Here is a 20,627-nt window from a genome sequence, read left to right as displayed (position 1 = left end):
TGGGATTCTATATTGTCTTAGATCAATAAATTACGAAGCGTTTGGTCACATATTGAATGGAGCTCTGTTTTTTGATGTGTGACAATAGGTTTCGGACAGCCACTTATTTACATTCAGGATATTGATTTTGCTTATTAAACCTGTTTCATCTGTAACGAGTACAATAGCTAAATCACTGCTATCCATACTTCTTCTTTCGGTTGCTACCACTGGTTTTGCGATCTTCACATTGGCGTCAAGTCTAAACGACGCAGAGGCTGTTAACGTGGCTGGTTCAATGCGCATGCAAAGCTATCGTTTAGCCCATGATATTCAAATAGAATCTGTCGATTACGAATCTCATATTCATGAATTCGAAAGCTCTCTTTACTCGCCATCCATGACCAACTTAGTCAGTTGGAATGTGCCAGCTGACATTACACAAGACTACTATCTGATTATTGGCCGTTGGCATGAATTGAAACAAGTCTTGAATAGTGAAGATCGCGATCACTACCTCGTGTTGGTTGAAAATTTCGTGGCTGAAATCGATGGCTTCGTTTATAAGCTGCAAGAGTTCTCTGAAGATAAGTTAATAAAGTTAGCGTGGGCTGGTGGTATAGGCCTCGGTGGAATTCTGGTCATATCTCTTTTTGTTGTTCACTTTGTACGTAAACAAGTTGTTAAGCCACTGCACGCGCTCGTTGGAGCCAGTCAGCGGATCAAAAACAGTGACTTTGAGGTGGAATTAAAGGTCACCAACAATAATGAACTGGGCATTCTGACTAAGACGTTTAACTCGATGGCTAAAGATTTGGGCGTGCTGTATCGAAACCTTGAGTCAGTTGTAGACGCTAAGACAGTCGAGTTGCAAAACGCCAACCAATCTTTGCAGGCACTTTATCACTCTTCACAAGAACTTACGGTTACACGTATCGCCCCAGAAAACTTCCGAGCTATTCTGCAGCACCTAGTCAGTCTAGACGGAATAGAGTCGTTAAGGCTTGAGATAGCTGATAACTCGGGTCGTTCATTGATTATGGATGAAGGGTATGATTCGAACTTGGATTATGAAAAGTTTGAAATGAAGTTGGATGATAACGAGCTTATCTTGGGCTATTTATATTGTTCATATCATCATGGTCATTCAACTAAGACATTAATTGAGAGTTTTATTCAACTCTTATCGCGAGCTATCTATTATAATCGCGCGCAGAAGAAAGCCGAACAGCTTATTATTATGGAAGAGCGCGCGACGATTGCCCGTGAGCTGCATGACTCGTTGGCTCAATCACTGTCGTACTTGAAAATTCAAGTGACGCTGTTGAAGCGCGTGATTGGTAAATTGCCAGAACAACAGCATCGAGAGCAATCTGAACAAATAGCGTCGGAAATCGGCAACGGTTTAGCTGATGCCTATACTCAATTACGAGAGCTGCTCACGACCTTTAGGTTGACGATAAAAGAGGGCAACTTCGGAGATGCTTTGAGCACCATGCTTGAAGAACTCAGCGAAAGAACAGATGCAAAGATTAACCTAACCAATAATCTTTCATCCATAGAGCTTGATGCACATAGTCAGGTTCACTTGCTTCAGTTGATTCGTGAGGCAACAATAAATGCAATAAAACACGCCAATGCCGACTTGATAGATGTATGCTGTATCGATGAGGACGGTGAAGTATTAGTCGTGATTAAAGATAATGGAGATGGCTTTGACTCAAGTAGTTCCAAGACGAACCACTACGGGATGAGCATTATGCAGGAGCGTGCGGCAAGACTGAATGGCGACTTAACGATTGAAGCAGCTCAAGGTGAAGGCTGTACAGTCATATTGAAATATAAAAGTTTGAAGGAAGTTAAAGTTGACGATTTGTAAAGTAATGCTGGTTGATGATCATCCATTGATGCGTAGAGGTATAAGCCAATTACTGAGCTTTGAAGATGAATTCGAAGTGATTGCAGAAGCAAGTAACGGTACTGAAGCAGTCGCTCTTGCCCATGAAGAAGAACCTGATTTGATCTTATTGGATCTTAATATGAAAGGTATGTCTGGACTTGATACGCTGAAAGCACTTCGTACTGATGGCTCAAGTGCTAACATCGTTATTCTAACGGTTTCTGATAGCCCTGCAGACATAGAAGCGATCGTAAAAGCGGGCGCTGACGGTTACTTGTTGAAAGACACAGAACCCGATGAGTTAATCGAACTGCTTAAGCAAGCACACAGCGGTGACAAGGCATACAGCAGTGTGGTTGCTCGTTACCTGAACGACGCCGGTAGCCGCAACGATATCTTCGACCAACTGACTGAACGCGAAATGCAAATCCTTCAAGAAGTTGCGAAAGGTTACCGCAACAAACAGATCGCTGATCACCTGTTTATTTCTGAATCGACAGTTAAGGTACATATGAAAAGCTTGCTGAAAAAGCTGCAAGTGCCTTCACGTACTGCTGCCACGGTTCTGTATCTAGAGCGCTATGGTGAAATGAAGTAGGGCTTGTTCCTTTGAAATAAAACTATTTCAAGCCTGACTGCTTATATGTGTCTCGATAGTCTTAACGATGTTGAGACAGTGATATTAAAAAAGGCGCTGAACTTATTAAGTTCAGCGCCTTTTGTTTAAGCATTTTATATCGATATTGGTATTACTAAGTAGCTGTGCTTACTAACGTTGGCTTACGCTGCCATAGGAACCAATACAAGCGTACCGAAGATAACGGTAATAAGACCGCAGATTACCGGTACAGACGTACGTTTCACGACTTCAAATGGGCTGATTTTACCCATACCAGAAGTCGCTACGATTACGCCAGATACTGGAGAAATTGTGCGGCCTAAGTTAGACGCTTGAAGCATTGGGATGATTAGGAATGCTGGGTTCAAGCCCATTTTCGCCGCTAATGATGGAGCCAGTTCTACGAATGCATAGAAAGGCGCATTACCAGAACCTGTCGCGATAGCTGCAGCAACTGTTAGACCTGTTAGAATAAGCATCAATGCGATACCGCCTGCACCTGCAGATTCAGCAAGACCAATTAAGTTATCAATTGCACCGATAGACATTAGACCTTGAGCAAATACGCCCGCCGCAACCAACAGCATTACCACGCCTTTGAACGCGTCAGCCATGCCTTGGTAGCAAGAGTCTAAATCTTCTAGTGTTTTCTCGCCGTCAAACTTCTTAACAACGTAATCGATAACTGCACCCACGAAGATAGAACCTACCACAATGGTGTAGATATCAAGTGAAAGCCCTGGAATCGTACGACCGTTGAATAGGAAAACGCCGATGATAGGTAGGAATGGAAGCGCAGCGTAGAAAGCTGGTGCCGTTGTTTCGATTTCAGAAACGTCAACTTTTTCCATTGGTGTGTTTTCTTTCTTATCTAGGTATTTGTTCCAGAAGAAAGCCGCACCTGCCATCACGATGATCGCACAGATAGAAACAGGCAGTACTGTTTGAACCGCAAACACATCAAGAGACATGCCTGATTTTTCTGCCGCGATAACCACATCGCCAGAGGTCGGTGAAAGAATGATGGCTGCAGGTGATGCACAAACCGCAACTGCTGCTGGGCGAGAAATACCCATTGCCGTCATCATTGGGAATAGGGTTGCCATCAATAGCACACCAAGACCCGTTGCAGAACTTACTGCTAGAGACATTAGACACGCTACGATGTAAGCCGCAACAAGAAGTACATATGGAGATTTGATAGCAGCAAGCGGTTTAGAGAATTGTTTCACTACCACGTTGTTAGCACCAATGTGCGTCATGTAAGAAGCAAAGCCACAAAGTAGCATGATTTGCATGCCTAGGCCGCCCCCGCGGTACTGAAGCATGTACTTAACAAATTCTAGTGAGTCGGTAACCATGTTACCTGTTGAAGCGACCTTAGCTGGTAAGACTGTGTGACCAATAAGGCCAGTAATAAGAAGTAGGGCAAGGCCAGCAGTTAGTAATACACCTGCCGCTTTATAGCCTTTCACAATAAAGTAACCAACAGCAATAGTAATCACCAATCCGATCAAGAGCTCTAACATAGAAATCTCCACAAAGTTTAAAAAATATAAGAAAGTGTTTCAGAATATGACAATGAATGTACAGAAAACTGCACTGTGGCACGAGGCATAGTTGAGGTTGATATGATCTAAGACAAACATTTTTTTCGATGTTAATTGTGGTTATAAATCGTGATTAACTACTGTTGTTTAGATGTTAATAAACAAATTTTGTGGCTCGTTAGAATATAACTTGGATCACCTTTGATTGTTCTAGTTGCATATGGAAGTGTTGTTTTATAAATCGCGAGTGTTTTTTGTGCTTTGGAAGGAAACGTGTAACGAAGTGGGTATTTATCGGGGTAAAGAGATGAGAATCTTAGCTTTGAAGCTTACTTATGTTTAACGCCTACTTATTTCCTTTAAGTAAGCGTTAAAACACAAGCAGTCACCAAAATATAATTAAGCTTAAAAATAGCGAGCGAGTTTAGTTCATATCAACGTTAGGGGTGTCATTTGAATACGTTGGCAGTTCAGAACAGACGACCTTCTTACAAAAATGAATCATCCCATAGCGAGTAACGAGCAAAAGCTCTTCTCTATTCAATGGAATGTAAGGCATCGCGTCAGAAGATAGGGTAGACCCTTCACTTATCATGACCTTTTCGTAAAACGACAACTCGCGATTCGGGATGATTTGCTGGTGTTGGTTCTCATCCAGTGAGATGTCGTGTTGAGTGGCAGAGTAAGATCCCGATGACGTAAAGCCGACTTGCTTAGTCGATACGTACAATAGGTCATAACTGTCATTCTTCTTAAATTCGATGTTAATAGAAGACTGGTTATGAATCATATTATTGGACGGGTTAATAATCGACGCTGTATTTGCTAAATAATGCCCTTCAAGATGTGATTTAGGAATAAAAGTAGAAAGCCACCCGACTAATACGCCAAGCAGTACCACAAAAATTGCTGTATTCGTTTTGTTATTCACAAGCCACTCCTTTAAATCCGGCAGGGAAGCTCAGAGATTTTCCTGAATTATCGATGATGATTTTTCGTCCCTTATATTCATAAAGCGTCACGTTGAATAATTCATTAAAAGTGAATTCGTCGGATTCAATTTTACATGAGATAAAATGCTGACCCACGAGATCTTCGCCTAGGCTATTTCTATCTAAATAAGAAAACAAATAATGGGATAAACCTGCAGTCACTACAAATAATGCAACCAGTGCTAATAGACTGTTTGTTTTTTTCGTAGCGACCGTTGTCTCGGTTGTTGAGCTTTTTGTCGCTGTGCTGTTTTCAGGATGTTTCGTTTCTTGTTTTGGTTGCGATTGAATTTTACGCAGCGCGCGTTCTTTGTCTTGTGTCACTTGTCCTGCAAATCGGTAGCCTTTACCACGCTCAGTGACAATGATCATTCCGCTCTTATCTTCTAACGCTTTTCGGCAAATCGAGATGGTTTGCATTAGGCTGCCATCTTCTACGTAAATACCTTTAGACACCCACACCTGCTCAATTAGAACTTGGCGAGTGATCACCTCATTAGGTCTCGAGATAAAAAACTTAAGCAGCTCTGATTCATTAGAACCTATTGGGTACGTACGGCCCGTCTTAAAGTGATGGATTTCACTCTCTTCTAAATTGACCTGTATATCATCATTGATAATAAATTCAGCAGACATCTGGGTTCTCATTATTATAAGCGTTCTAACCTAAATATAACAAATCTTACAACAAACATAAACTTACTGACTTCATCGTCTTTGATATTTAAGTGTATGAATTTATGGTAATTATCAACCTAATTAGATTTCCTTATATACCTTTTTGAGGTTGTTTAATGTGGTTTCAGGTGCTTGCCGTTAGTAGCTATTGGATCATTAGCGGGTGACGCTGATTTAGTGGGTGTGGGTTAATTGCTCAAATTTCTTACGTAGTTTTATCAACGTGTCATTCCAACTCTGTGTTGCCTTGCTCTCTACGAATAAAAGTCGAGTTTACCTCCGACTCAATCGGCAATTCAAATAACGATAAATCGCATGACCACACCAGTTAAATGCGAAAGCTACGAAGGAGCTGTTTTGAAAGATTTCAGTAAGCCATATATATGTGGACTAATTACGCTTGCCTTACTCGGCTGTCAGTCTGAAGACTCGACTCAAGATGCCGTTTCGGTATTGGTTCCCTACAACATTAATGAACTACCAAAACCAAACGATGGGTATGGGTATGACGACGATGGAACAATATCCGGTGTCGGTGAAGACGTTGCCGCAATGTCATCGACCAATGATGCTTATTATCAGGACTACAACAATTCATACGCAGCCCTAGACGGTTGGGGACTTTGTGCGGAACCGATTTTAATTCCGCTTCAAAGTGTTAATTCGGACAAACGTTATCCACTCAATAACGAAACCTTAGCCGGGAATGTTGTATTAATTGATGACCTAACAGGCGAAGAAGTCGTCACTCAAATATCCGCTGATGGTTCCAATATTAAAATTCAATGTGAATCAGGTTTAGTTGAAAGTCGTACTTATTCGATTGTAGTAACGGATGGGGTAAAAACTGAATTTAATGAACCGTTAAAAGCAGACGCTAGTTTTGATGAATTGATTTATTCAGATGTTCCATTAAATAGTGAAAAAGAAGAAGTTCTTCATGCTCAGATAATTAATGCCATTAGCTCATATCAAGCGTTATATCCGGGTAACGGTCTTCCTGTATACGCTGCTCAATTTAAAACTCAGAGTGCTTATTCGCCTCTGGATACGATGAGAAATAACCACGTGCTGTATGGGAGTTCGTTTATTGGTACTCGAAGTGAAGTTACGGGTTTAAAACCAGATTATGACTTGTACCATAAGACGCTGAAAATACCATTTTATTTACCATTTACAAAAGAGAGAGAAGCCGAGTGCACCGTCGACGAATTTGACCCGAAAGAAAATTGTCCACCGCTGTATGAATGGATTACGAACACTTCGGGGGGATTTCCTACTGCGGATAACCCTACGCCTCAAATAACTGAGGACCTTGAAATAACCGCTGATATCTATGTTCCAAATAACTGGGATTGGAATAAAGGTGAACAATTGCCGACCACGATCTTTATCCATGGTGTTACAGCTGAGCGCGGCACAGCTTCTTTGATGGCTAAAGATTACACCACTAAAGGCTATGCCGTGGTGGCGATCGATATGCCATATCACGGGGAAAGAATGCGCTATGACAATACCGATCCAGACGGTGAGGGGCCGGAGAAAGGGGTAGAGATTAGTGCTAGAGCAGACAAGGCGTTCTTCATCAATATTGATTCCCCTTTAGCACTGCGTTCTAACCTTCAGCAATCAGTGTCTGACTTTTTAGGTCTTCGCTATGCCTTGAGTAAAGAAGCGTGGGTTAAAAAAGATGACGTTCACTTAATTGGACAATCCTTGGGTGGAATTATGTCGGTAATGGTCAGCGAATTCAGCCAAGTTAAAGATGGATTCCCAACTAATACTGCTTTTGGATTCAACACGGTGAACTTTGTTGTCCCAGGCCAGGGGCTCACTAATTTGGTTCTGTCTTCTCAAACTTTAGGCCCTGAGATGTCTGAAGGGGTTAAGAAATCCCCAGATGTGCAGCGTGGCATTGCTGAAACTGTCATACCAGATACATGTACAACAGAAGCGACGAATCAACAATGTATTGAAGCACTTAGAGAGTTTGTAGAGCTTTCATCTGATAACGCGCTACTTGTTAGTCAGCTAGAGAATGACATCTTCGATTTAGTTGTTACCGACCTTAAACAAGGGGTCCAAGCCACAATAGATAGTGCAGACCCTGCTAGCTTTATCTCTCGCCAAGTAGCTGCTGAGCAACCAACTCTTTTGTTGGCAGCCGTGGGAGATTGCGGGGAAACCTGTGACGTTGGCGTTGATTACGTCCCAGATAGCGTAATTCCGAATACCGCGCCAGATAACATTCGTACTGGTACTGAACCACTGATTACTGCGCTTGGCTTAGACCCAATAACAGGCACATCAGAAAATACTAATGAAAAGCGTGGAGCAGTAAGAACCACAACGGGCGGGCATGGTACGTATTTGTTCCCCTATGAAGGTCCTGTTGATGAAAATGGCTTGCCGGGCACGCCGGGCGAAAACATGTCTGATGTACGTGAAGCTGTCGACACACAGCAAGTTGCTGTTGCTTCAATGGTAATGAGTGACGGAGCAGTAGTCGTTATTAATAACGAAGATCATATCGAAACAGAGGTGCCTCAAGATGAAGAATAAACTTTTATTGGGCACTGCCGCTGCTCTTGTTCCTTGCTTAACTAATGCGGCTGGATTTCAACTTAACGCGCAGTCAGCAACGGGGTTAGGTCGTGCATTTGCCGGTGATGCAGTGATGGCAGATAGCGCTGCTATTGTTGCTAAGAACAGTGCTGCGATGGCTTACATCGAGCAACCAACACTCTCTGTCGGCGCTATCTATATCGATAGTGGTATTGATGTGTCTAGTGTTAGCTACACACCAATGATTGGTGATACTGAAATGTTAGATGACCAATCATTAGACGCAGGGACATTAGTTCCGAACATTCATTATGTGCATCCTATCGAAGGTTCTAAGTTCACTCTGGGCGTAACAGTCCATTCCAATTTCGGTACTGATGTTGAGTTTGACGAGTCGTTCGAAGCGGATGAGTTTGGAGGAAAAACGGCGCTTTCCAGTATCAATGTTGGCTTCGCTGTGGCTTATGAGTTGTCTGAAAAAATCAATTTGGGCGCAGGGCTAGATGTTATTTACGGTGAGGGTGAAATATACCGCCAAAACCTGTTAAACGTAGATGCTGATGGTTTCGGTTTGGGGGCTAACGTTGGTGCGACCTACCAAGTCAATGAACATAACAAGTTTGGTATTACTTACCGTTACAGCCCAGATATTGAAGTGGAAGGTGACATTACCAAAGGTGGTGTCCCTGCCGACAAGATGAATGTTCCGTTACCAGACACTCTAGAGTTTTCCGGATGGCACCAACTCAACGAACAGTGGGCTTTCCACTACAGCCTGCAGTGGGTGAACTGGTCTGAATTTGACTCGCTAACATCTAACTCATATGACGACTCGATCAAAGAGTACCAGTGGAAAGATGCAGGACATGTTTCTGTCGGTGGTACATACATCATGTCCAAAGACATCGTTCTACGAGCGGGTTACATGTACGACATTTCCCCAACTGACGAACTCACATCGTTATCAATTCCTGATGTTAACCGTCATTGGTTCACAGTCGGAGGAACATATAACTTCACGGCCGCCAGTTCTGTGGACATTGGTGTCGGATTTATCGTCGGAGAATCACAAGATATTGACGAAAGCCTGACGACGATCCCAGGAACGAGTTCCAATATAACTGCTGATGTGACTGCCGATGCTCTCTTACTCGGTGTTCAGTATCAGCATCGTTTTTAACTTTTACTTTGGAGTTCAGAGCGTAAAAATTTAGGAATCATATAAAAATTGCAGGGCTCGACAGTGAGTTGAGCCCTTTTCTCATTATTAGCTGTTTTAGCATTATTTAAATAGCTGGAAGCTCATTAAGTAAGAAATAGCTGCTTAGAAAAACGTTTTAATTCAGACGAATTCAACGGTTATGGTTATTAAAAATGAAATTTACAAAGCTTAGTAAAACAATCTGTTTGGCACTGTTTGCCTTCCATATCTCTCCATCGTTTGCCCAAGACTCAAACTTGATTCCTGTGACTATCGAAAAAGCGCACAAACAAGCATTCACTTCTTCAATCAACGAGGTTGGCAAAATCAGAGCAACGGATTCTGCTGCATTGACATTTAGTGCCTCTGACAAAATTCTTAATATCCATTTCAAAGATGGAGATTCAGTTAAAAAAGGCGAACTGATCGCTCAACTGGACAATACCAAAGCGAAAGCCGATTTAGACAAAGCAAGAAGCTCTCTAGCGTTAGCAAAGTCAAAATTAAAGCGAGTACAAGAATTACTAAAGAAACAGCCTGACTCTATGTCTCAGCAAGATGTCGAAGAACTGGGAGAACAGGCGAATCTAGCCGCAGCTGATTTCCGTCAGAAAGAAGCGCTGATGAATGACTATTTATTGGTAGCGCCATTTGATGGGCAGCTAACTAACTTCACCCACTCAGTGGGCAGTAAGATTGATAGCGCAACCGCGTTGGTCAGCTTAATCAAACTCGATCCTGTTGAAGTTCAGTATTCCATTGGCCAGTCGGACTTGGGCAACGCAAAGCTTGGGCAGAATGTTTCCATCCAAGTTGATGCATTTGTCGATGAAGCGTTTTCTGGCGTAGTGGATTACATTGCGCCAGCGGTGGACGAGAGCTCAGGCCGTGTAGAAGTGCACGCGCACGTGACTAACCCAGAACATCGCTTAGTTCCGGGTATGTTTGCCAAAGTAAGTCAGATGACAAGCGAAGATTCAACACAGATGGTGGTTTCTCAAAACTCCGTTCAAGCAAAAGATGCAGAGCGCTTTGTTTGGGTCGTGAATGGTGAAAAAATCGAGCAACGCATTGTCGAATTAGGCGTGAATACTAACGATGGTTACGTTGTTGTCGAGAAAGGCTTGAAGCTGGGTGATAACGTCGTTGTGACGGGACAACAGAACCTTAAGAAAGCGTCGTTAGTTAAGATCATGAACCCAAATGCTGAACAGAAAACCGTTGAGCTAATAACGGAACCGACAAGCAAAGAGAACATTCAGCAGACCGCTGAGCCTAAAGTAGAAAAGACCGTAACACAGGTGGATGAACCACATCCGATTGAACCTTCAGTTGATTGGACGGAAGCATCGAAAGTTGTAGATGAAGCGATCAACGCAAACAGCGAGCAAGCAGAGACGAGTGCGACTGTTGAGCAATCATCGAGCGAAAGTCAAAGCAAGGAAACTCACAGCAAAGAAACTCACAGCAAAGAAACATTAAGCAAGGAAGCTGTAGCGAAGGAGAATCTGAATGAAGCTTCCTGAAATTTGTATCAAACACCCAGTGTTTGCGTCTGTTCTGAGCATCACCATTGTTTTGCTTGGGCTTTTGTCGTTTCAAAAGCTCTCAATCCAATACTTTCCAGAACATAAAACACCTTCAGCAACGGTAACGGCTGCGATCAATGGCGCTAGTGCTGAGTTCATGTCGCGCAATGTGGCAGATAAGCTCATCACCGCTGCAACGGGCCTCGACAGCGTGAAAACCATGACGACGGACTGTCAGGAAGGCACGTGTAATCTAAAAATCATCTTTGAAGATGCCATTAATGACGTCGAATACACTAGCTTGATGAACAATCTGCGTAGCAGCGTCGAAGCGATTGGTGATTTCCCGCCGAGCATGACGGATAAGCCAACGGTAACGGATGACTCTTCTGACACCAGTATGCCGAGTAACATCATCACGTTTGTGAATACTGGCAAGATGTCTAAGCAAGACATGTACGACTACATTAGCCAGCAAGTCGTGCCTCAATTTAAGCACATCCAAGGTGTGGGTGGCATTTGGGGGCCGTATGGTGGCAGCGAAAAAGCGGTGCGTGTTTGGTTGCAACCGGATCGCATGATGGCGCTCAATATGAGTGCTTCCGATGTGGTTGGAACATTAAGCTCATATAACGCAACGTTTACCGCGGGTACTATCAAGGGGCAAGTGCGAGATTTCTCCATCAACCCAGTAAACCAAGTAACCAGCGTTGATGATGTGCGAGACTTGGTGGTCCGTGTTGATGACGGCAAGATCATTCGCATCGGGGATATCGCTGAAGTCAAAATGGGTGAGGAGAGCCTTACGCCGAGTATTCTTCGTGTTGATGACAACCTAGCAATGTCGATTCAGGTGTTACCACTGAAAAGTGAAAACCCTGTAACCGTTGCGAATAAAGTTAAGAAACAAATTGATCTGATTCAGCCTCAGTTGCCAGAAGGCATCGAGATGAAGATGGTCTACAACCAAGCTGATTTCATTAAAACCGCAATTGATGAAGGCTTCATGACTTTAGTTGAAGCGATTGTTCTGGTTTCAGCAGTGGTGGTTCTGTTCCTTGGCTCTTTTCGAGTTGCTTCAATTCCGATCATCACCATCCCGGTGTGTGTGATAGGCGTATTTGCAGTCATGCATTTACTTGGATTTAGCATCAACGTACTGACGATTCTGGCTATCATTCTCGCCATTGGTTTGGTGGTTGATGATGCGATTGTTGTGGCGGAAAACTGCTACCGTCATATCGAAGAGGGGGAAACGCCGTTCAATGCTGCAATTAAAGGGTGTCGAGAGATCGTCTTTCCAGTGATTGCGATGACGCTAACTCTGGCGGTTGTTTACTTACCAATTGGCTTGATGGCTGGCTTAACCGCCGATCTATTCAGACAGTTCGCGTTCACACTTGCAGCCGCGGTGATTATTTCTGGGTTTGTGGCGTTAACGCTATCGCCAATGATGAGCGCTTACTTAATGAAGCCAGTTTCAACGCCAGCGAAGTGGTATCAAAAAGTTGATGCGAAGCTTAACGTTCTGTCTGACGTGTACACCAAGGAACTAGGTAAGTGGTTTGAGCGTAAAGCCTTAATGAGCGGTATCGCTTTGGTATTGATTGCTTTGTCTGCGCTAGCAGTTTGGAAGATGCCTCAAGTGTTGCTTCCAACAGAAGATACCGGTTTTGTTGAGGTGACGTCTACGCCACCAACAGGTGTTGGTCGTCAGTATCATCTAGATAACAAGGAACAACTTAACAGCGTGTTCAAAGGAGATAGTTCAGTAGAAGCGAACTTATCTTACATTGAAGGTACACCGACCAATCACGTTTTATTGAAACCGTGGGGTGAACGTGACCAGTCAGCTGATGAATTAGTTAACGAGTTTATCGCTAAAGCACAAAGTTCGGTCTCTGCTTACGGTATGTCTTTCAAGGTTCGCTCTGCAGATAACCTGAACATCGCTACCAACATGATCCTCGAACTGACCACGGTTAACCGTGATACCACTGTGCTGTCTGAAACTGCGAGCGAAGTCGTTAAGGCGCTTGAAGATTACGAGGGCGTGACCAACATTAAGAACTCAATGTTGCGTGACCAATTACGTTACGACTTGTCAATTGATCGCAATGCGATTGTACTGTCTGGTGTTGATTACGGTAACGTAACCAATGCGTTATCGACGTTCCTTGGTTCTGTTAAAGCGGCAGATTTGCAAGCGGACGACGGTTATACATACCCAATTCAAGTTCAAGTGAACCGGAGTGATCTTGGTGATTTCAAGGTGCTCGATAAGCTGTATGTGGATTCACAGTCGGGTCAAAGGCTGCCTTTGTCTCAGTTTGTATCAATCAAACAAGTGACATCGGAATCTAACTTCAAGACGTTCATGGGTAAAGACAGCGCTGAAATCACCGCGGACTTGATGCCCGGATATACGGCGAGCGACGTGAAGGCATACATTGATGACACGGTACCAAGCCTGTTGAAACCTGCTCAGAGCTACGAGTTCAATGGAATAGTTAAAGACCTGATTGATTCAACCGCGGGCGCACAAGTTCTGTTCGTATTGGCGTTGATTTTTATCTTCTTGATCTTGGCGGCGCAGTTTGAAAGCTTTGTCGATCCGATGATCATCTTGTTGACGGTTCCATTGTGTATTGTGGGCGCGATTTTGACGCTTTCGGTATTTGGTCAAAGCCTGAACATTTACTCGAAGATAGGATTGCTGACACTGCTTGGCCTCGTGACCAAACACGGTATTTTGCTGGTGGAGTTTGCCAACGAGAAACGCAAATCTGGCGCGAGTGCGAAAGAAGCGGCGATCAGCAGTGCACGTTCAAGGCTGCGTCCAATCTTGATGACCTCACTGACGATGATCCTCGGTTCATTGCCATTGGCACTGGCGGATGGCCCAGGTTCATTAGGTCGAATCAATATTGGTTTGGTATTAGTCGGCGGTTTGACAGCCGGAACCTTCTTCTCACTGTTCTTAGTGCCAGTGGCTTACGTTGGCATGGCGAATCTAAAACAGATGGACATACTGACTCGGTTGAGAACGAAACCCGCATAACTCGCCATATAGATTGACCAGTCAATTGAAGTGAAAACTAAAACGCGCCTACCATGAACCATGGTAGGCGCGTTTTGTATTTATTCTCTCAATTGCCGAGAAAGGCTATGGAGTTTGTATCATCTAACATGGTACGAAGCTGTCTAGAACTGTGCGAAACTGCCTAGAACGGTGCAAAATTGTCATGTACCACTGTTGGTACTGTCCAGCGTTGATGCGCATCTATAGTCTCTAGCACCGGATTTTGGTGTGGTATTTGTCCACGGTCGCCATACAACCACAAAACTAAGTTCGAACGTTCACCACTTGTTATCGGCAGCGCCGCATGGGCAACGTTTCCTCGATGAATCATAGCGACACCGGGCGTGAATGTCGTTTCGTTCATCTTACCCGTAGCAGGGTCATAAAAGTTAAGTTCTGAGCCTGAAAACTCTTCATCTGGTATATTTACGTTTATGTTGAGCGTGACAGAAGACGCATCAGTATGAAGACGTAAAGACGTATCTTTGTTCGCTTGATACTGAATCGAGAACCCAAAAGTTTGCGTATCGTAACCCATGATTTCAGGGAACAATAAGCGAGCGATAGGACGCATGTAACTGTCGAGTAAATCTCGGTAAAACGCTTGGAAACTTGGCGCGGCTAAATAACCTTCAGATCGGCTGTCTAACATTGCTCCACCACGGTTGAGCACTATGCCATATGGTGGGCGTAGCGGGATTTGAGCGTTAGAGACCGCTTCCAAGTAATCACGCAACTCAGCGAGACGTTCAGCATCAAAGAACTGAAACTTAAACACCCCAGGAGAGATCTCTTCGAGTAAATCTTTTACCGCGATTTCTTTCGTTGGATCTTGCCAAGCTTCTCTAACAGCCTCACGAAGGCGGGCATCTAACAGCGAATCATCGAAATCCAATTGGCTGCCTTCCGCACTTGCTTCCCATTCTTTCCAGGCTTCGCTGAACAAGCCCTTATTGTTGTCCCAAAACTGTTGTACAGAAGGAGCTCGTTGAAGCATCGCTTCTCGTGTCGGTAAATCGATGGCGCGTGCGCGCTCTAGTTGATTAGATAACATAATGTGTTCGCTCCTTTTGTTTGCTTGCGAACAATCTATTACACCAAGGTTTGTAGATAAACGGGGTGCTGGGCAAAACAGAATTAACCTTTTCTATATAATCAAATAGCGGCTTAGCGGTTCTGCTTAAGTAAATAAGCGTCAGGAATAGTTAGTGACGAACAAATTACGGAGTGATGGAGAAGCTTAGACGATCATGCAAATCCTTTTGCATGTTCGATGGGGGAAGCGTTATTTAGAAATCGTAGTTTAGATTCATTGAGCTGTAGATTTCGGCGTTACTTTGGTCTGATGCGACAGTAGTGTTGTAGATGTATTCGGTATCAAAAGTTAGCGCCAAATTGCCCATTAAGATGTTCTTTAGATAGCCTTTAAGGTTGTAATTGGTGTTCTCTTCACCGTAAGCCATGTTAGCCGTTGCCCCCATAGAAAACGTTTCTGTTAGGGTTAATGATCCATCAATATTGGCATTGACGATCAGTTCATAGTTCTCTTTGTTTGGAAACTCTTCATCAGAAGACTGTCGCTTACTGATTCGGTAACCCGGACCGGCAGATCCTTGGAGTTTGATTCTTTCTGTATCATAAAAGTGGCGACCCAACCCTGTAGCCGTTATGAATTGCTTACGATAAGTACCAAAGTGGTCGTGTTCAAAACGTGTTGTTGCGACCAAATAGGTGACTTCGTTCAGGTCATAGCTGATGCCATAGTTGGTGGTATAGCGATTGGTGCCGTCTTCGTCGTTTTCAGCATCGGTATAGTAGGTATCAAACTGAACTCGTTGGCCCCAGTTCTCTTTTTTGTATCCAACAGAGATTCCAGAGTTGATCGACAAAGATGAGCTGGTGTTTTGCGAGTAGATAAACCCGAGCTTGGTCAGGGTCGTAAAAGGAGATTCTTCAGCTTCTTCTTGTAACTCGGAACCTTCGCTTAATACGACGTCGTCCTCAAGTACCACTTCTTCAACCTCTTCTCCAGCCTCTTTTCCAAATATGGGCATAGAGAACGCGATGAGAAATAGAGGCAGATTTGCTCGGGAGCGTGTGTATGAAACTGTGTTGGTTAATGGGCGCGTTGTTTGTGAGATAACGTGTGTCGACATAATGGTTTGGTATATAAGGTGATTGAACACGACGAACGCAAGGCTAGTCGTGAAGAGTCGTCAATGATTGAATCGAAAATGCGTGTGAGTTATGACGCCATAGGCAAAGGCGAAAAAATCGTTTTTATCGCTGAGAAACCGTTACCTCGATGAGGATTGAAATCTTCAATGTGGACAAAGAATTCAAGTATCTCAGAGGGTTTATCGTCTTCGATTAGCAAGAACTCGAGTAGCCCTTGTTCGACATGGCATGAAACGATGGTCTCGCTCGATTGATCTGCTGAAATCTGTTCAACATTGATCACAACGCTCGTCTCGGGTAGGACATTGAAAGCATCTTGCGCGCACTTAAGAATACAGCTGCAGACATACTCTCGATATAAGGTATTGCTTTCCGAAAGAGACATCGTTTCAAGCTTCACCTCACCTTGGCACAATACCTTTTTTTCTTTAGGGATCACGTTATGCTTATTGACCTGAATATTGACCTCCAGCAGGTGACCATTCTTATAGGTATTGAAGTTATGGTTAATCAGCTTGGTGTCGACTACCGCGGCGTTAATCGGGTTCTGTTGCGCTTCGGAAAGGGCTGATAGTTTTGCTTCACTATCGTTGTTTAAAATACCTTTCGATAATTGATTGCCCTTGGCCCAGTAGCTGTAGTTTTGAACCCAATGCACAAACTCTGTCTTGTATTGCTCGATGTCTTGTTCGGCGGCACGCTCGATATTATTGGTGAGGGTGTACAACTTCGACTTGTTGCCTAGCAGCATATCTAGCCAGTTAGGTTTGTACTCATCGAGAGCTTCCATGGCTTTGACTTTATTATCGAATCGAACCGTTGGCATTGTCGGCGCAGGTTCCATCGCAATCGACTCCCAATTCATTTTTGGGGTCGGAATGGTATGCACGGATTGGATTAAGTGGAGGTGCTGATTGAATAAGCTCACTTCACTTACAGCGTCCTCAAGTTGTTTGGTATTCATCTACATTCCTGTCGACTGTTGTTCTTGTAATTTGGCGCTTAGTTTATGGTCAAAGCGCGCGAACAGTATTTAAATGAATGTGAATGATCTTTCGTGAGGTTGCTTGATATTGGTTTAGGAATATTTTGAGGAAAAAGTTTGGTTTACTATTGAGATAACAGCATAGAAACACAGAGAACAAGGCGCTCTCTGTGTTGGTCATTTTGCTATTATAGAAACTCGTTGATGAGTATTATCTCTGGCGTCTTGCGACCAAAGTAAATCGGTAATCGTTAGACGTGAAGTAGTTTCGGCTGTATTCAAATACCGTGTTATTGGCGAGGTAACCGCGAGTACGTTTTTCAATGATAGGCTGAGCTGGGTCAATACCTAACTGTTTAGCAACGTCTTCAGGCGGAAGAATCGGTACCAGTTCTTGCTCACTTCGATCAATCACCATGCCTTTGGTGTTCTCAATAAAGTCGTATTTTGATGTCTGCATCACTTGATAGGTGAGATCTGGGAATAGGGCAACAGGTAACCAAGTTTCTTCAACCGTGATTGGATTATTGTCTATGAAACGAACACGTTTTACGTAGAAAACCAATTCGCCTTCTTTGATATCTAAATGTTCAGACATCGCCAAAGAACACGGCTTCATTTCGAAGGCCAGAACTTCACTGTGTGTGACCACATCCAAATGCGCCCACTTTTCTTGAAAGCTCGACTGTTTGTAGATGTCGTAATTGATCTTGTTCTCTTTGACGTAAGTGCCGCTGCCTTGAACGCTTTCAAGCTCATCGTTTTCGATCAGTAGTTTCAGCGCCTGTCTAACCGTTACACGGCTTACCGAGAATACTTCACGCAATTGCGCTTCTGTTGGGAGTGCTTCTCCAACTTTATATTCTCCAGAACTGATCTTTTCTCTTATTGCATCGGCGATTTGGCGATACATAGGGAGTCTTGCCATTTTTGCCTCATTTGTGCGCTAGGACAACTAGACTTTGATTAACAACCTGTACCTTAAATACGTAAATTTGCTCTATATAAGCCTTGCTTTAAAGGTTAGTGTGAGCATCGTATCGGCGTTTTGTAGTACATATAATACAAATTAAACGATACATAACAAGCTTTCTTAAAAGGATTTACCAATACGATTTGAATACAAATTAAATACAAATATGTATTGGTGAGATCGTGATCACGGATTAAATGTCTTGAAGTTGTATTATTCTTCTCGTCGGCAGGGACGACTGTCGTACTAATCCGTGACTATGGGACAAAGGTTATGAAACTTACTACTCTAACGAATAAGTCGCTCGTAAATCTGCAAACTACGTTTAGCAGTCGAGAAGAAGCGATTTACGCACTTGCTGACCAACTGGATCAGCAAGGCAAACTGCATAACAAGCAAGAGTATCTTGATGCAGTATTTGCTCGTGAAGAGCAAGGCCCGACAGCGCTTGGTGAAGGCCTAGCAGTACCGCATGGCAAGACTGACGCGGTTAAGGAAGCTGGTTTCGCTGTAGCAACATTGAAAGAAGAAATGAAATGGAAAGGCTTGGATGAAGACGAAGATGTGAATCTTATCTTCCTCATCGCTATTCCGAATGCAGAAGCGGGTTCTACCCACATGCATCTGCTCACTGCACTGACAACTACATTGGTTGACGACGATGTTCGCGAAGCAGTATTAAAAGCAACAACCGCTGAAGAAATCTTTGCGCTTCTTGATGGCGATAATCAACAAGATGAAAAACAAGACAACTTAGATACAAATGCACCGACAATTGTATGTGTTACTGCATGCCCTGCAGGCATTGCTCATACTTATATGGCGGCAGAGTATCTTGAAAAGGCGGGCAAAAAGCTTGGCTATAACGTGCATGTTGAAAAACAGGGCGCAAACGGTATTGAAGATCGTTTAACGGCTGAGCAATTAAACAATGCAGTGGCTTGTGTATTTGCTGCTGAAGTTGCGATTAAAGAATCTGAGCGTTTTAACGGCATTCCTCGTGTAGAAACGCCAGTTGCAGAACCGATTAAACACGGTGAGCGCATTCTAAACGAAGCGATCGAAGAGTCGAAAAAAGGCAACGGTGCAGAGCGTAAAGTTGCTACTGATGACAAACCTAAGAAAGTGCCACTAAAAACAGAGCTCAAACAAGCACTGCTTTCAGGTATTTCTTACGCGGTTCCTCTTATCGTTGCTGGTGGTACTGTGCTTGCGGTTGCTGTTCTTATCGCGCAAATTTTTGACCTGCAAGAGCTCTACGCAACAAAAGATTCTTGGCTATGGATGTATCGCAAACTAGGTGGCGGCCTATTGGGTACATTGATGGTTCCAGTGCTAGCCGCTTACACAGCTTACTCATTAGCCGACAAACCCGCACTTGGTCCTGGTTTTGCCGCCGGTATTGCAGCAAACATCATTGGTTCAGGTTTCCTAGGCGGTGTCGTTGGTGGTTTGATCGCCGGTTACGTGATGCGCTGGGTGAAAGAGCATGTTCGCTTAGGCCCTGCGTTTAACGGCTTCCTTACTTTCTACCTTTACCCTGTGATTGGTACTTTGGTAGCAGGTAGCTTGATGCTGTTTGTTATCGGTAAACCTGTTGCGTTCCTAAACCAAGGTCTGACGGATTGGTTGAACGGTATGTCAGGCACTAACGCTCTGCTTCTAGGTGCGATTCTTGGCCTGTTTGTATCATTCGACTTGGGTGGTCCGGTAAACAAAGCCGCTTACGCATTCTGTTTAGGTGCAATGGCAAACGGTGTTTATGGCCCATACGCAATCTTCGGCTCAGTGAAAATGGTATCAGCGTTCACCGTAACGGCTTCAACCATGATCGCTCCGCGCTTATTCAAAGACTTCGAGATTGAAACGGGTAAATCAACTTGGTTACTTGGCTTGGCGGGTATTACCGAAGGTGCAATCCCAATGGCGATTGAAGATCCAATCCGTGTAATCGGTTCGTTCTTACTAGGCTCTGTAGTGACAGGCGCGATGGTTGGTGCGGCAGGTATTGGTCTATCGACTCCGGGCGCAGGTATCTTCTCTATCTTCTTGTTACACGATTCTGGTTTGGGCGCATTCTCTGCTGCGGCAATCTGGTTCGGTGCTGCGATTGTCGGCACAGTGATTTCAACCATTACTCTTCTGATGTGGCGTGGTCACGCTGTAAAAAAGGGTAAGTTTGAAGCAAGTACTGCAACACAGAACTAACTGAATTTTGAGTTAGCTCCTAACTCACTACGAAATCAATATATAAAAAATAACGAACAACTGGCTGTCCTAAATACCTGTGCTCCTAACGGTTTTATTCACACAGATTCTGGGCGTGGTTTTCTGCACCCTAAATTTAGTGGCAGCCAATTTTAAACCCTTGAAAAACTTTAATTTAGTCGTATTTG

14 protein-coding genes are annotated in these 20,627 nt (G+C 43.8%); 7 read left to right on the top strand and 7 right to left on the bottom strand.

Annotated elements, in window-relative coordinates:
• Positions 1-127 precede the first annotated feature (127 nt).
• The gene (gene narQ / locus MSG36_RS09985; RefSeq protein WP_248367573.1) at positions 128-1,858 is read left to right on the top strand and encodes a nitrate/nitrite two-component system sensor histidine kinase NarQ; all 1,731 of its coding nucleotides are present in this window, start codon (positions 128-130) and stop codon (positions 1,856-1,858) included.
• Positions 1,845-2,477, top strand: a complete 633-nt coding sequence (locus tag MSG36_RS09980; protein ID WP_008219279.1) for a response regulator — start codon at positions 1,845-1,847, stop codon at positions 2,475-2,477. The genes narQ and MSG36_RS09980 overlap by 14 nt, the downstream gene beginning before the upstream one ends.
• A gap of 182 nt (positions 2,478-2,659) precedes the next feature.
• Here the strand turns inward: MSG36_RS09980 and dcuC are convergent, their stop codons facing one another.
• From dcuC to MSG36_RS09965, 3 genes are all read right to left on the bottom strand, one after another.
• The gene (gene dcuC, locus MSG36_RS09975; RefSeq protein ID WP_009845449.1) at positions 2,660-4,027 is read right to left on the bottom strand and encodes an anaerobic C4-dicarboxylate transporter DcuC; all 1,368 of its coding nucleotides are present in this window, start codon (positions 4,025-4,027) and stop codon (positions 2,660-2,662) included.
• Positions 4,028-4,472: 445 nt separating this feature from the next.
• Positions 4,473-4,979, bottom strand: coding sequence for a hypothetical protein (locus tag MSG36_RS09970; protein ID WP_248367572.1), 507 nt, complete (start codon positions 4,977-4,979; stop codon positions 4,473-4,475).
• Positions 4,972-5,676, bottom strand: a complete 705-nt coding sequence (locus MSG36_RS09965) for a winged helix-turn-helix domain-containing protein (protein WP_248367571.1) — start codon at positions 5,674-5,676, stop codon at positions 4,972-4,974. The genes MSG36_RS09970 and MSG36_RS09965 overlap by 8 nt, the downstream gene beginning before the upstream one ends.
• 357 nt (positions 5,677-6,033) lie before the next feature.
• Here MSG36_RS09965 and MSG36_RS09960 point away from each other — a divergent pair, with 357 nt between their 5' ends.
• The 4 genes from MSG36_RS09960 (at position 6,034) to MSG36_RS09945 (ending at position 14,074) form a co-directional block, all read left to right on the top strand.
• Positions 6,034-8,280, top strand: a complete 2,247-nt coding sequence (locus MSG36_RS09960) for a lipase (RefSeq protein WP_248367570.1) — start codon at positions 6,034-6,036, stop codon at positions 8,278-8,280.
• Positions 8,270-9,463 carry an outer membrane protein transport protein gene (locus tag MSG36_RS09955; RefSeq protein ID WP_248367569.1) on the top strand — a complete coding sequence of 398 codons (1,194 nt, stop codon included), beginning with the start codon at positions 8,270-8,272 and terminating at the stop codon, positions 9,461-9,463. The genes MSG36_RS09960 and MSG36_RS09955 overlap by 11 nt, the downstream gene beginning before the upstream one ends.
• A 194-nt stretch (positions 9,464-9,657) precedes the next feature.
• The gene (locus MSG36_RS09950; protein WP_248367568.1) at positions 9,658-11,010 is read left to right on the top strand and encodes an efflux RND transporter periplasmic adaptor subunit; all 1,353 of its coding nucleotides are present in this window, start codon (positions 9,658-9,660) and stop codon (positions 11,008-11,010) included.
• A complete protein-coding gene (locus MSG36_RS09945; RefSeq protein ID WP_248367567.1) occupies positions 10,997-14,074 on the top strand; it encodes an efflux RND transporter permease subunit in 3,078 nt (1,025 codons plus the stop codon). Before MSG36_RS09950 ends, MSG36_RS09945 begins: the two co-directional genes overlap by 14 nt.
• Positions 14,075-14,237: 163 nt before the next feature.
• On the opposite strand, the gene MSG36_RS09940 is transcribed toward MSG36_RS09945, so the two are convergent.
• The 4 genes from MSG36_RS09940 to MSG36_RS09925 all read right to left on the bottom strand — a co-directional run bounded on the left by MSG36_RS09940 (position 14,238) and on the right by MSG36_RS09925 (position 18,186).
• Positions 14,238-15,149, bottom strand: coding sequence for a 2OG-Fe(II) oxygenase (locus MSG36_RS09940; RefSeq protein ID WP_248367566.1), 912 nt, complete (start codon positions 15,147-15,149; stop codon positions 14,238-14,240).
• 235 nt (positions 15,150-15,384) lie between these two features.
• Positions 15,385-16,149: a DUF481 domain-containing protein gene (locus MSG36_RS09935; protein ID WP_248367848.1), complete on the bottom strand. Its 765-nt coding sequence runs from the start codon at positions 16,147-16,149 to the stop codon at positions 15,385-15,387.
• A gap of 191 nt (positions 16,150-16,340) precedes the next feature.
• Positions 16,341-17,237, bottom strand: coding sequence for a hypothetical protein (locus MSG36_RS09930; RefSeq protein WP_248367565.1), 897 nt, complete (start codon positions 17,235-17,237; stop codon positions 16,341-16,343).
• Positions 17,238-17,469: 232 nt separating this feature from the next.
• Positions 17,470-18,186 carry a GntR family transcriptional regulator gene (locus tag MSG36_RS09925; RefSeq protein ID WP_009845448.1) on the bottom strand — a complete coding sequence of 239 codons (717 nt, stop codon included), beginning with the start codon at positions 18,184-18,186 and terminating at the stop codon, positions 17,470-17,472.
• Positions 18,187-18,504: 318 nt separating this feature from the next.
• Here MSG36_RS09925 and mngA point away from each other — a divergent pair, with 318 nt between their 5' ends.
• Positions 18,505-20,439 carry a PTS 2-O-a-mannosyl-D-glycerate transporter subunit IIABC gene (gene mngA, locus MSG36_RS09920; protein WP_050634219.1) on the top strand — a complete coding sequence of 645 codons (1,935 nt, stop codon included), beginning with the start codon at positions 18,505-18,507 and terminating at the stop codon, positions 20,437-20,439.
• The last annotated feature ends 188 nt before the right edge of the window (positions 20,440-20,627 follow it).

This window comes from Vibrio sp. 1CM8B, assembly GCF_023161685.1.
Lineage (GTDB): Bacteria > Pseudomonadota > Gammaproteobacteria > Enterobacterales > Vibrionaceae > Vibrio > Vibrio coralliirubri.
Note: the sequence above shows the minus strand (reverse complement) of the source record. Positions and strands in the feature narration are given on the sequence as shown.

Coding starts and splice junctions, on each gene's coding strand:
- mngA (WP_050634219.1), top strand. CDS start 18,505: ATGAAACTTACTACTCTAACGAATAAGTCGCTCGTAAATCTGCAAACT.
- MSG36_RS09930 (WP_248367565.1), bottom strand. CDS start 17,237: ATGAATACCAAACAACTTGAGGACGCTGTAAGTGAAGTGAGCTTATTC.
- MSG36_RS09945 (WP_248367567.1), top strand. CDS start 10,997: ATGAAGCTTCCTGAAATTTGTATCAAACACCCAGTGTTTGCGTCTGTT.
- MSG36_RS09965 (WP_248367571.1), bottom strand. CDS start 5,676: ATGTCTGCTGAATTTATTATCAATGATGATATACAGGTCAATTTAGAA.
- MSG36_RS09950 (WP_248367568.1), top strand. CDS start 9,658: ATGAAATTTACAAAGCTTAGTAAAACAATCTGTTTGGCACTGTTTGCC.
- MSG36_RS09935 (WP_248367848.1), bottom strand. CDS start 16,149: ATGCCCATATTTGGAAAAGAGGCTGGAGAAGAGGTTGAAGAAGTGGTA.
- MSG36_RS09960 (WP_248367570.1), top strand. CDS start 6,034: ATGACCACACCAGTTAAATGCGAAAGCTACGAAGGAGCTGTTTTGAAA.
- dcuC (WP_009845449.1), bottom strand. CDS start 4,027: ATGTTAGAGCTCTTGATCGGATTGGTGATTACTATTGCTGTTGGTTAC.
- MSG36_RS09955 (WP_248367569.1), top strand. CDS start 8,270: ATGAAGAATAAACTTTTATTGGGCACTGCCGCTGCTCTTGTTCCTTGC.
- MSG36_RS09940 (WP_248367566.1), bottom strand. CDS start 15,149: ATGTTATCTAATCAACTAGAGCGCGCACGCGCCATCGATTTACCGACA.
- MSG36_RS09925 (WP_009845448.1), bottom strand. CDS start 18,186: ATGGCAAGACTCCCTATGTATCGCCAAATCGCCGATGCAATAAGAGAA.